This window comes from Haloarcula hispanica ATCC 33960, from assembly GCF_000223905.1.
Taxonomy (GTDB): domain Archaea; phylum Halobacteriota; class Halobacteria; order Halobacteriales; family Haloarculaceae; genus Haloarcula; species Haloarcula hispanica.
Genome location: NC_015948.1, coordinates 1,155,388 through 1,168,837 on the forward strand (window position 1 = coordinate 1,155,388; position 13,450 = coordinate 1,168,837).

General features: G+C 62.8%; 12 protein-coding genes. 4 read left to right on the forward strand and 8 right to left on the reverse strand.

Features of this window, described 5'->3' with window-relative positions; genetic code table 11:
* The first annotated feature begins 1 nt into the window (after position 1).
* Complete coding sequence (locus HAH_RS05925; RefSeq protein ID WP_014040096.1) at positions 2-1,660, forward strand: rhomboid family intramembrane serine protease; 1,659 nt, start codon at positions 2-4, stop codon at positions 1,658-1,660.
* Here HAH_RS05925 and HAH_RS05930 read toward each other — a convergent pair.
* The 7 genes from HAH_RS05930 to HAH_RS05960 form a co-directional block, all read right to left on the reverse strand.
* Positions 1,657-2,283: an METTL5 family protein gene (locus HAH_RS05930; RefSeq protein WP_008309681.1), complete on the reverse strand. Its 627-nt coding sequence runs from the start codon at positions 2,281-2,283 to the stop codon at positions 1,657-1,659. The genes HAH_RS05925 and HAH_RS05930 overlap by 4 nt on opposite strands.
* A gap of 50 nt (positions 2,284-2,333) precedes the next feature.
* The gene (locus HAH_RS05935) at positions 2,334-3,893 is read right to left on the reverse strand and encodes a sensor histidine kinase (RefSeq protein ID WP_023843216.1); all 1,560 of its coding nucleotides are present in this window, start codon (positions 3,891-3,893) and stop codon (positions 2,334-2,336) included.
* A gap of 96 nt (positions 3,894-3,989) precedes the next feature.
* Positions 3,990-5,063 carry a hybrid sensor histidine kinase/response regulator gene (locus tag HAH_RS05940; protein WP_014040098.1) on the reverse strand — a complete coding sequence of 358 codons (1,074 nt, stop codon included), beginning with the start codon at positions 5,061-5,063 and terminating at the stop codon, positions 3,990-3,992.
* Positions 5,064-5,065: 2 nt separating this feature from the next.
* Entirely contained in the window at positions 5,066-5,512 is a 447-nt protein-coding gene (locus tag HAH_RS05945; RefSeq protein WP_044952200.1) for a response regulator, read from the reverse strand.
* Positions 5,505-7,436, reverse strand: coding sequence for a PAS domain-containing sensor histidine kinase (locus tag HAH_RS05950; protein ID WP_014040100.1), 1,932 nt, complete (start codon positions 7,434-7,436; stop codon positions 5,505-5,507). The genes HAH_RS05945 and HAH_RS05950 overlap by 8 nt, the downstream gene beginning before the upstream one ends.
* A 64-nt stretch (positions 7,437-7,500) precedes the next feature.
* The gene (gene dph2, locus HAH_RS05955; RefSeq protein ID WP_014040101.1) at positions 7,501-8,547 is read right to left on the reverse strand and encodes a diphthamide biosynthesis enzyme Dph2; all 1,047 of its coding nucleotides are present in this window, start codon (positions 8,545-8,547) and stop codon (positions 7,501-7,503) included.
* Between the two features lie 54 nt (positions 8,548-8,601).
* Positions 8,602-9,876: a methyl-accepting chemotaxis protein gene (locus HAH_RS05960; RefSeq protein ID WP_014040102.1), complete on the reverse strand. Its 1,275-nt coding sequence runs from the start codon at positions 9,874-9,876 to the stop codon at positions 8,602-8,604.
* Positions 9,877-10,151: 275 nt separating this feature from the next.
* Between HAH_RS05960 and HAH_RS05965 the strand changes: the two genes are divergently transcribed.
* Positions 10,152-10,550, forward strand: a complete 399-nt coding sequence (locus HAH_RS05965) for a YlbF family regulator (RefSeq protein ID WP_004962180.1) — start codon at positions 10,152-10,154, stop codon at positions 10,548-10,550.
* A gap of 112 nt (positions 10,551-10,662) precedes the next feature.
* Here HAH_RS05965 and HAH_RS05970 read toward each other — a convergent pair whose 3' ends face one another.
* Positions 10,663-11,112 (reverse strand): universal stress protein, encoded by a 450-nt coding sequence (locus HAH_RS05970; RefSeq protein ID WP_007189911.1) that lies wholly within the window; start codon positions 11,110-11,112, stop codon positions 10,663-10,665.
* Between the two features lie 197 nt (positions 11,113-11,309).
* Here HAH_RS05970 and HAH_RS05975 point away from each other — a divergent pair, with 197 nt between their 5' ends.
* On the forward strand, positions 11,310-12,143 hold the full coding sequence (locus HAH_RS05975; protein ID WP_014040103.1) for an MBL fold metallo-hydrolase: 834 nt from the start codon (positions 11,310-11,312) through the stop codon (positions 12,141-12,143).
* Positions 12,144-12,314: 171 nt separating this feature from the next.
* Positions 12,315-13,412, forward strand: coding sequence for a hypothetical protein (locus HAH_RS05980; RefSeq protein WP_014040104.1), 1,098 nt, complete (start codon positions 12,315-12,317; stop codon positions 13,410-13,412).
* The last annotated feature ends 38 nt before the right edge of the window (positions 13,413-13,450 follow it).

Genomic DNA, 13,450 nt, shown 5'->3' on the forward strand with positions numbered 1-13,450 from the left:
AATGATGCAGTCGCTGCCGACGCCGGCCATGCCCGCGTGGCTCCCGTGGCAGGAAGCGGTCGTCCTCATTGTGGTGCTCGCCGTCCTCGTTGCCGTCCGCCGCCTGTCGGCCGCGCGACCTGGCGACGGCGTACGGGCGCGCCTCTTCCTCGGCGTTCCGTGGGGGACGCTGCTGACGATGGCCGGCGTCCTGGCGGTGTATCTGTTCCTGCAGGGCGCGTGGTGGCACCCGCGGAACCCGCTTGTCACGCCGTTCCGGACGTGGTCGTACTTCTACCCGTTCGGGATGCTCACCGGGGCGTTCACCCACGGCAGTCAGGGGCACATCACGGGGAACCTCATGGGCACACTGGTGTATGGGACGGTCGCGGAGTACGTCTGGGGCCACTACCCCCGCAAGCGTGGCGTCCAGACCTTCACGTCGCTGCGGACGAACCCGCTCGCCCGGATTCTGGCCGTTCCCGTCGCCATGTTCGTCGTGGGCGTGTTCTCCGCGGTGTTCGCTATCGGGCCGATTGTGGGCTTTTCCGGCGTGGTGTTTGCCATAGCCGGGTTCGCACTCGTGACGCGGCCGACGCTGTTTCTCGGCGCGTTTCTCGGGAACCGCGTACTCGACCTCCTGTATTCGGCGCTTCGCTACCCGGTGTCGACGGCCTCGGGCCAGACCCGGTTCGTGACGCCGTGGTGGTCCAACATCGCCATCCAGGGCCACGCCATCGGCATTCTGGCTGGCGTCATCGTGGCCCTCGCGCTACTGTGGAACCGGGACGAACGCCCCGACACGCTGCGGGTGTTCTTTGCGACGCTCGTGTTCGCCGTCGCGCAGGGACTTTGGGCGGTGTACATACCGCTTGGCGGCGGCCGGTTTCGGCTGTTCCGCTGGGCCGGGACGGCACTGGTGTTCGTTCTGGCGCTCGTCGTCGCCGCGTCGACCGTCGGCTCCGACCGCGAATTCCGTCCTGGATTCGATCGTCGCCCGGCCTCACTCGCAGTGGTGGTCCTGCTCGTCGTCCTCGGCGCACTGAGTCTTGCCGCCGTCCCGACGAACATCGTCGACCTGGAGGACGACCAGCTCCCCGAAGACGGCATCGAGGTCGGAGACTACGTGGTGACCTACGACGAGAACGTCCCGAACGCGTACTTCGAGAGCATCTGGGTCCCAACGCAGCGGGAGGGGGCGAGCGTCAACGCCAGCGGTGTCATCGTTGCCAGCGCGGAGCGTGAGGTCTGGATCGCCGCCGTCCAGCCGGGCCGGCTCGCGGTCAACGGCAAGGAGCGAGTCACGGTCGGCGGGGCGACCTGGCGCGAGTCGGTCTACGCGAACCGGACGGACTGGTCGGTGCTCGGCAACGACAGCGTCTATCGGGTCCAACTCAGGCGTGAGGGCGGCCAGCCCCGGACGGCCTACACCTCGGAGCCGTCGACGGCGGACGTGATACTGGACGGGCGGAACGTGACAGTGGCTGCCCAGCAGAACGGGTTCGACGTGAGCGTAACACGGGGGAACGAAACGGTCGGGCAGGCACCGCTCCCGGCGAACATGACGCGGGCGCGGATCGGCGGGCTGACCTTCGAGCGGAACCGCTCGCGGCTGTACGCACGGACCGACGGCACTCGCGTCAAGATCGCGGAGCGTCGCCAGCAAGCGGCGCGGAGCTAGGTCCAGTCGATGCGGTACACTTCCGCGGTGATCGCCTGCCGGTCCGATTCGTGGAACTCGAACTGTCGCGGTAGGTCGAACTCCGTCTCGAAGGCGTGGGTCACCTCGCCGCCGTTGTCGGCGGCGAAGGACTCGACGAACGACTGGCTCCCCTCGTTGTGAATCGAGTAGGAGACGCCCGTGATGGACGCGGCGGTTTCGAGGAACCGACGGTCGGCATGTTCGTTGTCCGACTGCGCGCCGAAGGGTGGGTTCATCACGACGGTGGTTTCCTCGGTGGGCGGACACAGCGGGGCTGTGGTGGCATCCGCTCGAACCCACGACACTGGCGTCGTCGACCCGACCTTCCGCTCGTTTTCGCGCGCCGTCGACAGCGGTGCGGGGTCGATATCTAGCCCGACCACCCGTGCCGGCGACCGCAGCGCTGCACCCAGCGCCAGCATCCCGGTGCCACAGCCGAGGTCGACGACCGTCTGTCCCTGGATATCGTCCTGGAGGTCCGCAGTATGGACCAGATGCGCTGCCAGGTCCGGCGGTGTCCGGTACTGTTCGAGACTGGCCCGTGGGTTGTCGAACCCGGCGACAACGGCGAGTTGCTGGGCGAGCGCACTCTTTGTCGGCATTACTGGAGATACGCCCGATTCATTCAAAAACGTTTGGAAATGCCCAGTAGTTATTCAGATGGGAGTGCGACGACGAATTCGCTGCCGCCGAGGTCGCTTTCTTCCACCCAGATGTCGCCGCCGTAGCTGTCGACCATCACCGACACGAAGTAGAGTCCGAACCCAGTCCCCGTCGACTCGGTTCCCCGCTCCCCCTTCTCGAAGATAGCGTCGCGCTCTTCGGGCGGTATCCCAGGGCCGTCGTCCGCGATGCGAAGGTGGACCATCGAGTCGACGCGTTCCGTCGTCACCTCGATTGTGGTGCCTGAACCGCCGTGTTCGACGGCGTTCGTCAAGATGTTCCCGACAACATCGTCGAGGAGGTCGTCAGCCACGACCTCGATGCCGTCAGGGATGTCTGTTTTGAGTGTGCAGTCCTCGTCCATCGAGGCCGCTTTTCTCGTGGCCCCTTCGACGACCGGCCCCAGTGCGATCGTCTCTGCCTCGGTCAGGCCGTCGTCAGACATCGTGCTCAGCACGCTCCGGACCTTCTGTGTGAGGTCGACGATATCCCGACTCCAGTCCAGAATCGTTTCGGCGTACGTCGCCTGTGTCCCGCCGAGTGCGTCTGCAAGCGTTTCCGCACGCGCTTCGATGACGGTCATCCCGTTGAGGATGTCGTGTCTGAGGATGCTGTTGAAAAACTCCATCTGCTCTTCGCGGCGCTTGAGATCCGTGATGTCTGTCCCCTCGACGATTATTTTCTGCACGGTACCGTCGACCGCTACTGGTCGGGCCACGACAGCGGTCGAGATCCGCTGGCCGTCTGCGCCGATATGCTCGGCCTCGAACCTGACCATCTCACCGTCCATCGCCCGCTCGACAGCATCCTGACAACGGTACGCCACTGCCTCACTGTGGTTCCACCAGGGCGTGTCCCAGAACGGTTCCCCGAATATGGCTTCGTCATCAGCATCGACGAACCCGAGCGCTGTTTCGTTCGCTCTGAGGAGGTTTCCGTCAGCGTCGAGGATACCGATGAACGTCTCCGGTGAGTTGAACGTCGCTTCCAACAGCTGCTGGCTCTGCTCGCGTGTGTCGACAGCTAGCTCGCGTTCGATCTCCGCTTCGACCCACTGCGTGAGATGCTCGAACAGCGTCTGTTGCCAGTCCGAGAACTCCGAAATCGCCTCGATGTCGTTGACGAAACACAGCGTTCCGTACTCCGCCCCGTCCGCCCGAAGCGTCGTGCCGACGTACGCCTCCAGTCCGAACCGCTCGTAGGCGGGGTCAGTCGACATTGACTCGCTCGCGTTGGTGACGATGTGTATCCCGGATTCGTCGAGGGTGTGTCTGCAGTACGTCTCGGAAAGTGGTGTCTCGTCCCCCGGCGTAATCGTCGAAGACAGGCCGCTACTGGCGACAATTGTGTGTTCGTCGCCGGAGACGACCGCGATATGCCCGTTCGGAAACCCCAGGTGTTCTCGACCGACGTCCAAGACTGGCTCGACACGCTCCCGAAACGAGGTCCCGCTGGCCGCCATCGCTGCAGTGAGGTCCTGCATAGCTGCCAGATAGCGATCTCGCTCCTCCGAGTCGCTACCCTCGGGACAGTCCAGCGGATCATCCATAGCAGGTGACTCGGTCTCCCGGGAGTTGAAGATTCGGACCCGTTTCTCAGGAGCTGAAATGCACCCGAGCGATGACGGTGTGACAAGCAGCCACCCCTACAGAGTCGCGTGCGGGAGTTCGACGTAAAACGCTGCGCCACCGAGGTCGCTGTCCTCGACCCAGACATCGCCGCCGTAGCTCCGGACCATCGTGGCCACGAAGTAGAGGCCGAAGCCAGTACCGCCGGACTCAGACCCTTTCTCGCCACGTTCGAAGATGCGGCGGGCCTCGCTGTTCGAAATCCCGTCCCCGTCGTCCGCTAAACAGACGGTCACGACGCCTTCCTTGACCGTTGTCGTCACGTCGATGGTCACGTCTGGTCCGGCGTGTTCGACCGCGTTCAGAAAGAGGTTCCCGAACACGTCATCGAGCAACTCGTCAGCGACGACAGTGACCACCTGTGGCTCGATAGTAACGGTACAGTCGTCGCTGACTGACCGGGCGCGGTCCGCCGCATCGTCGAGGACAGTCTGTAGCTCCCGGTGTTCGTGGTCCCGCCCGCCCTCCTCAGTGACCGTCTCCAGCACCGCCCGGACCTTCTCGGTGAGTTCGATGAGGTCGTCGCTCCACTGGACGATGGTCGACGCGTACTCGCGTTCCTCGCTGTCGAGCGTGTCTTCAAGGAGCTCGCCACGCGCCCGGATGACGTTCATCCCGTTGAGGATGTCGTGTTGCAGGATGCTGTTGAAGAAGTCCATCTGGTCGGTCTGTCGCTGAATGGCACGCTGCTGGCGGCTCCTGACGACTGCGTACCGGAGCGCTCTCACGAGTCGGTCGCCGTCCAAGTCCTCTTTCGGCAGGTAGTCCTGTGCGCCCCGGTTGATCGCTTCGATAGCCACCTCCCGGTCCTGCATCCCGGTGAGGACGATGATCGGCACTCCCTCCACGATCTCGGTTGCCCGGTCAAGGGTCGCAAGCCCTGTTGACTCGGGGAGTCCGAGGTCCAGCAGTACCACGTCGTAGGCCGCCTCCGAATGCTCGGCGACCGGCGCAAGCGATTCGACGTGGGAAATCGTCACGTCGTCGACGAAGTGCGCCACCGCCGGCGAGTTCAGGTGATGCTCGACGAGGCGGGCATCGCCCGGGTTATCCTCGACGAGGAGCACGTCGAGATGCACCGTCTCAGCCATCGTTATTTCGGCGGCCGCTTGACGACCGTAAGGAAGAAATCTTCAATGCTGCTCACGATGTCGACGAAGCCGTCGAAGTCGACCGGTTTCGTCAGGTAGGCGTTCGCGTGGAGATCGTACGATTCGATGATGTCCTCTTCCGCCTCGGAACTGGTCAGCACGACGACCGGAATCCGCCGGAGCGACTCGTCGCCTTTCATCTCTTCGAGGACTTCCTGCCCTCCTTTGCGGGGCATATTGAGATCGAGCAACAGCAGGTCCGGCCGCGGTGCGTCGTCGTACTCACCTTCCTGCCGGAGGAACGCAAGCGCCTCGACGCCGTCGTTGACGACGTGAAGGTTGTTCAGCACCTTCCCCTTCTCCAGGGCTTTCTCGGTCAGTTTGACATCGCCGGGATTGTCCTCCGCCAGCAGAATCTCCACCGGCCGCCCCTCGCTGGAGTCAGTCATCGCCATTCACCTCCGTCACCGCGGGCAGCGTAAATTTGAATATCGCGCCGTCGTCGGACGGTTCGACCCAGATGCGGCCGTCGTGGCGCAGGACGATTCGCTGGCAGACGGCCAGCCCGATGCCGGTGCCCTCCGTGTCGTGGGCACCGGCGCGGTGGAAGATGTCGAACACCTCCTCACGGTCCGCCGCCGGAATCCCCGGCCCGTTGTCCGAGACGGTGAACGTCACCATGCCGTCGTCTTCTTCGGCGCTGACCTCGATACGGGGTTCGATGCCGGCCTCCGTCGCGTACTCGATGGCGTTTTCCAGCAGATTCTGGAACACTTGGCCGACCTGGTTCGAGTCGGCGTCGACGCGTGGCAGTGACTCTGCCGTGATGGTAGCGTCCACCTCCTCTATTCGCATCTGTAAGGCGTCCAGCGTCCGGTCGAGGACCGCTTCCGGGTCCGTCTCCTCGAAGTCACCCGCCTTCGTCTCGACGCGGGAGTACCGGAGCAGGGCGTCGACCATCTCCTGCATCCGGTGGGCACCGTCGACGGCGAAGGCCATGTACTCGGCGGCCTCCTCGTCGAGGTCGTCGCCGTATTCGCTGTCCAACAGGTCGACGTAGCTCGACACCATCCGGAGCGGTTCCTGCAGGTCGTGGGACGCGATGTAGGCGAACTGCTGGAGCGCCTCGTTCGAGCGCTCTAGTTCGGCCTGTTTCGATTTGAGCCGCGTCTCGCGTTCGATTCGCTCCAGCGCGGCAGCCGCCGTACTCGCGAGAATCTCAAGCAGGAACCGCTCGTCGCCGTCGAACGACGCCACGGTCTCGGACCCGATACACAGCATCCCCTGGTCATCGAGCGGGAGACACAGGAGCGTCCGCATCGGCATCGCCGGCGCTGACGGGTTCGACAGTTTTTGATAATCCTCGATAACGGTCGGCTCGCTGGTGTGGAAAATACGGTTCTCGTCGCTGTCTGGCCCCATCGGCGGGAGATCCGCCGCCGTTTCCACGCCGGCGAAGTCGGTCGCCTTTGCCGTCGCGCCGATTGGATAGAGCGTGTCGTCGCCGCTGTCGTGGGACCATATCGCGGCGAGCGGCTGGTCGACGATACGCTGTGCAATCTGTGTGACTGTGTCCGCGGCCGCAGTCTCTGTGCGGCTGTACAGCAATTCGTTCGTCGCGTCGCTGAGCGCCTCGACGCGCTCCTCGCGGCGTTTGAGGGCGGTGATATCTCTAGCTACACTGACGACCTGTTTGAGTTGTCCGCTGTCGTCGAACACCGGTCGATACCACGTCTCGAAGACGAGGTTGTCGACTTCCTGTGTCACGCGGACTTCCTCCCCGTCGAGGGCCTTCTCGACGGCGGTGATGATGTCCGGATACTCACTGTACGTCTCGAACACCGATGTCCCTTCGAGGTCGCCGGGTTCCATTCCGAGCCCTTCCAGCCCCTTCCCGGCTGAATACGTGAACACGCCGTCCGGGTCTAGCGTAAACACCACGACAGGGAGATTCCCCATCAGGGTGTGGAGCTGTTCGCTCTGTTCTGCGTGTTTTCGTTCCCGCTCGCGGATGCTGGTCACATCGTGAATGAACGCCACAACACGGGTCTCGTCGCCGAGAGCAGCTCGCTTGAGCGTTACCTCGACCAGTTGGTCCGTGCTGTCGGGTCCCTCCGTTGCCCACTCGACCTGCGCCGAACCTGACGTGGCTGCCTCGGCTATCAGGTCGTTTGCGTCCGCCGTGGAGAACCCCGGCGGACTGAACTCGCCGACGTGCATCCCGACGATGTCGTCCGGAGTACACCCCAGGAGCGCGCCCGCGGCCTGGTTGGCCCGGACGACGGTTCCGGTGTCGGCGTCGTGGATCATAATCGGGTCCGGACTCGCCTCAAAAACGTCCTGATAGATAACAGCGTCCTCTGTAGAAGCCATGGACCGTATCAGCGCCCGCGCTACAAGACAGTACGCCCCTTGTTATCAGCGGTGAAAACTGGCGCTACCAGGTACCGTGAAAGGTGTCGAACTCCAGGGATTCGAGCGGTTTCTCGCCGATAGCGATTTCGTACTCGCCCGGTGTGAGCATCGGCTTCTTGAACTGCGGGCCGTCGTCGGTGGTGATCCGGGGACAACCGGTGTTGACGTAGGCGTCCATCCCGAAGTTCGTCAGCCGGTCCGGCGTGACTTCGTCCATGGTTATGAGGTAGGCGTTCTCGTTGTTCTCGACGATCTCCTGGGCCTTGTCCCAGCGTCCCTGACCGATCTTGGTACAGAAGATGACGCCCCAGGACTCGGCGTCCATCGCGCGGTGGACCGCGCCGTAGCGTTGCTTCATGAACTTCTCCGTGTCGGCGACGGTGACGACGTTGTTCACCGGATCCGCGATGACGACGTGTTTCTCGGGGTGTTCCATCGCCAGTCCGAGAGGGTGGAACTTCCCGCCACCCACGTACAGCATCTGGTCGGCGTCTACGTCGGCGCTGGCGTAGTTACAGCCCAGCACCTGTCCCTCGTGGGTGAGCCGCTCGTCGCCCCGGCGCGTGTGGACTGTGTAACCGCGCTCCTCAAGCCACTCGCGCATCTCGTCGAACTTGTTCATATGCTGGGCCGTCGTCACCAGCCCCACGTCAGGGTCCTCTTCGGGGTCCGCGAGCTGTTCCTCGCGGGCCTGCTCCATGATGGGGAAGACGTCGACGTTCGAGAACAGCGGTACGTAGATGATCTTGTCCGATTCCTTCATCGGCGAGTGGCCGAAGTGGACGAACACGTCCGTCCGGCGCATCATGTACGTGTCGAGGTCGCAGGCCCCGTAACACGGCTGGCCCGAGAGCAGCACCGTCACGTCGTCGGGGAGGTTCTCGCGGAGGTCATCGGCGACGGCCGGGCCGCGGCGCTTCAGCCCCTCGGGGAACTGCAGGCCCACCTTCTCGGCGTCTCGCTCTTCGACGGCTTCGACGATTCGGTCGAGCTCGTAATCCCACTCGCGGTCGTGTTTGAGCGACAGTCCGGTGTTCCGGAGGTCGCCGTCAGTCCGCTCTTGACTCATTGCAACCCTGTATCGGTTCGAGCGGCATAACCCCCGTGTTTCGGCGAGCGACAGTTACTCCATAATCTCGGCAAGCTGTCGCTCGACCCGCTCGACGTTCTCCTCTAAGTCACGAGCCATCTGGTGTTGCGTCCCGTTGGCGTCAGCCAGTTCGTCGATAGACTCGGAGACCTCGGCGGCACGCTGGGCGATCTCGTCGATCATGCTGGCGATTTCTTCGGCGCTTGCGGCCTGGTCGTCCGTCGCCTCCGCGACCTCGCTGATACCCTGTTCCGTCTCCGAGGTCGCGTCGAGGATGGCCTGCTGGTTGTCTAGCACCGTCTCCAGATCGGTGAGGGCTTGCTGAACCGCATCGGTCGTTTCTTCGACGTTTTCGGCGGTGTTGTCGGCCATCTCGCGGACCTCGCCGACGATGCGCTCGACCTCGTCGGCGTGCTGTTTGGACTCGTCGGCCAGTTCCTTGATCTCGTCGGCGACGACCGCGAACCCGTCGCTGTCGCTGTTGCTCCGCGCGGCCTCGATGTTGGCGTTCAGCGCCAGCATGTTCGTCTGGTCCGCGATGTCGTTGATGACCTCGACGAACTCGTCGATCTCCTCGATGTGGCCGCGGAGTTCCGTCGAGTCCGACGCGACCTGTTCGGCGGACTCAGTCGCGTCCTCGACGCGTTCGATGGTTTCTTCGGCTGTCTCGACGGACTCCTCGGCGAGCTCCCTGGCCTCGCCGCTCTGACTGCTCACTTCCTCGGCGCTGGAGGCGATTTCCTCGACTGTGGCGCTGAACCCGGAGACCTCGGACTGGACCTCGTCGAGGTTGTCGGACTGCTCGCCGGCCATGTCTTTGATCTCGTCGGACTGCTCGGTAACGGCCGCGGCGGAGTCGCTGATTTCGCCGACCGCCGACTCGACGTCCGTCGCCATCTGAGACTGGAGGTTCTGGAGCGCTTCGCGCTGTTCGACGATATCGCTGAAATCGATCAGTAGCTCTAGCGCACCGATAGCGTCCCCGCCGGGACCCATGAGCGGGATCGCCACTGCCCGCGCGTGTGCCATCGTCCCGTCGGGTCGTTCTGCGGAGCGGAACTCGTCTTCCCGGACTGGCTCCCCGGTTCTGATGACCTCCTGGGCGAGCGTCTCGTCTTGGCCTTCCGTGCCAAACACGTCGTAGGCGTTCATCCCGACCGCCTTGCTCGCCGGGAGCCCGAGCATACCTTCGACCGTGTCGTTCCAGTGTGTGATATCTCCGTCCGCGTCGACCACAAACGCCGCTTCTGGTAGATCTTCGACAAGCGACTCGAACGCGTGGAGCCAGAATTCTCCGCTGTTGTCCATAGATTCCGGCAGCAGTTCCCCCGCTGTAGCTTGTTTAGCCATTATTGTAAACAGCAATGAACCGGATAAATGATTTCTGGCCGATTACAACCACTGATAACTCCGGCTCGCCATATCGAGACCGAGCAAGGCTGGCTATGTGCAACTGGAACTACAGTTCCGGGTCCCACCCAACGTAACAGACGCAGCCTATTGTGCTAGCACTGAGGCACTGTCCTGCGTATAACAACCCGGTTTCGGCAGGCCTATACCGCCCGAGTCCATACGATATAGCGATGAGTATCGAGACCGATACCGCCGCTGACATCGACGGTGACCGCGTCGAGGCACTCGCTACAGAGTTCGGCGAAGCAATCGCCGAGCTCCCAGTGTACCAGCGATTCAAGGAGACGAAAGACGCCGTCGAAAACCATGACGAGGCGCAGGCGGCCATCAAGGAGTTCGAGCAGATCCGCGAGGAGTTCATGCTCGCCCGCCAGACCGGGAACGCCTCTCAGGAGGACCTCCGGAAGGTCCAGCAAAAGCAGGAGGAACTTCACGACATCCCGGTGATGAGCGACTATCTTGAGGCCCAGAACGAACTCGAGCTGCGCCTGCAGGAACTCAACGAGATCGTGTCCGAGGAACTGGCTGTCGACTTCGGCCAGAAAGCCGGCGGTTGCTGCGAGGACTGAACCCCGGTATTTTTCGCGGTCGTACTTTTCGCCGACCCTGAAGCTGCCGGTCAGGAGCGCCGATGCCGCCGACAGCTATTGCCAGTCAGCGAAACACTTGACCGACTGAGGGTTACTCCTCGACTTCGGTTTTCACCACGACCGCTGGTCGCTCGCTCAGCCTGAGCACTTTGTCGGTGATGCTGCCGAGGAGACTCCGGTACTCCGCCGGCCGCCGCTTCGTCCCGAGCACGAGCAGATCGACGTCCGCCTCGTCGGCGGTTTCGATGATGGATTCGGCCGGCCGTCCGTGTTTCAGGGTCGTCGTTGCGTCGACGCCCGACGCCTCCGCGTCGGCCTGTATCCGGGCCAGCGTCTCCTGACCCGTCTCTTCGAGACCATGCTCGGGCCCCTCCGATTCGTCGACGTATTCGTCACCGCTGTAGGCCGTGTACACGTCCTCGTCAACGACATACAGCACGTGGAGGGCCGCACCGTGTTCCGCTGCGAGGGAAATCGCGTGGGACTCGGCGTTGGTTGAAGCTTCTGTTCCATCCGAGGCGAGGAGAATGTGATCGTACATACAGGTTGTATTTCTCTCAGTTGGTAAATAAACCGATGGCTCCGTTCTCAGACAGCGAGAGGCCCCACGACGACCGAAAGCCATCGGCGACTGCGGAGGTCGGTTCGAATTGCTGGCCAAGTATCCGTACAGCAGCCAGCGACCGACGGCCCGGCGTCTTCGAAACATCTTAGCGACCGGGCGTGGCATCTCCCGACATGACAGTCGAATCTGATTGGGACGACTGGCTCCCGCGTGCGGTGGAGTCGGCGACACCCGACGGACTGGCGATCTGGTATCTGGGCTGTAACGGCTTCATCGTGAAATCCAGTGGCGGGACGACCGTCTTCATCGACCCGTATCTCGGCACGGGCGACCCGCCGCGAACCGTCCGGATGGTCCCAGTGCCGTTCAATCCCGAAGATATCACCGAGTGCGACGCGGTTCTGGGTACCCACGAGCATACCGACCACGTTCACGGGCCGTCACAAGCGCCGATTCTCGCCGGGACGGGCGCGGACTACTATACGACTGACAGTGGTCACGACGTTATCCGAGAGGAGGCGTGGCTGGAGAACTATAGCGTCACCGACGACCAGCTCCACGAAGTCACGGAGGGGGACACGCTCGAAATCGGCGACCTGACAGTTCACGTCGAACCGGCCAACGATCCCGACGCCGAGCACCCGGTGTCGTACGTGTTCGAACACGACGCCGGTACGTTCTTCCACGGCGGCGACGCCCGCCCCGGCGAGTTCGAGTCTGTCGGCGAGCGCTACGACATTGACGTCGGCGTTCTCGCGTTCGGGACGGTCGGGATGATCGACGACAAGGAGACCGGCGAACCGACGCGAACGCAGTGGTACAACGACGAGAACATGATTATCGAAGCCGCGAACGAACTCCAGCTGGACACCCTCATCCCGACCCACTGGGACATGTGGAAGGGAATGACGACGGAGCCGACCGTCCTGCACAACCACGCCAACAGCTTCGCGCATCCCTCGACGCTTTCAATCGTTGAAATCGGCGACCGGTACGATCTCGACTGACAACGGTCTGCCAGTGTCGCACGGACGGTCTGTCCGTCTTTGCTGGCTCACGTCCTGTTCGTGTTACTGAGGTTACGTCTCTATATTATATTAATCAGTATCGTATAGAAAAAAGGTGTAAATGTTGGTCAGGTACGTACCTTTAATACTATTGCTGAGACCATACAGACCATGAGCAATTCGCAAGCCTACGACGAAGTCACTGTCACCGCAGATGGCGTGACAGTGACCAAGCGGTTCGAGGCGGACGAGTTCCCCGTACCCGCGATAGCGTTCAATCTCACTTCACGGCGGTCTGTTCCGGTGACGGTCAGGCTAGTCGACACCGTTCCAGAAGACGTAGCAGTCGAGGATCTGGGCTTTCACCCCGAGTACGGCAGCGAGTACTGGGACATCAACGAAAACCGGATCGCCTTCGAGAAGGAACTCGAACCCGAAGCTGACTACACGACCGTCTACGGTATCCGTGCGACGGGCACCGACGACGTCGAGAAGTTCCTGACGGAACCCGAAATCGAGAGTGTGAACCCGCCTCTGGACGAGGACGAGGAAGACCTCGTCGGTGGCGGCGACGAGGCTGTTCGGGACGTCATCGCCGGTGACGCCGACAGCGTTCCCGGTCTGGAAGACGATGACGACGAGGACATCGAGACGCTGGACCTCTCGGACCCGAACAACCCGGACTCAAGCGTCGAAGCCCCGGAAGAGAGCAACGCCGCACCGGCAGATTCCGAGGTCCAATCCGGCGCTGTCGTCGCGACGATGGCACAGGAAATCCGCGATCAGAACGTCTCCCCCGAAGACGTGAAGCTCCTCAAGCGTGCGCTCGACGCCGTCTCCGAGGACAACAGCGACGCCGGCGGCGTCAACGACGCCCGGATCCAGCGCATCCAGGGTGACATCGCGGACCTCCGTGCGTACACCGACGCTCTCGAGGAGTTCCTCGAAGAGAACGGCACCGGCGAGGACATGATTCAGGAGTTCGGCGAGCGCCTCGATTCCTTCGAAGCGACTCTAGAGGATTTCGAGGACGAGGTCCAGTCGGCGACTGATGCAGCCACGTCCGCCTCCGATCAGGTCGACGACCTCTCCGGGGATGTCGAGAGCGTCGAAGGGCAGCTTGACGCCCTCGAAGACGATATCGAAGCTGTCCGCGAGGAGATCGACGACGGCGAACTCGCCGACCGGATCGACGAAACCGAATCGGAGATCGAAGAGCTCAAACAGTGGCGCGAACAGCTGTCGTCGGTTATCGGCGGCGGCGAATAACCGAACTCGTTTTACCGATCCCCCGTTTGTGCCTGCAT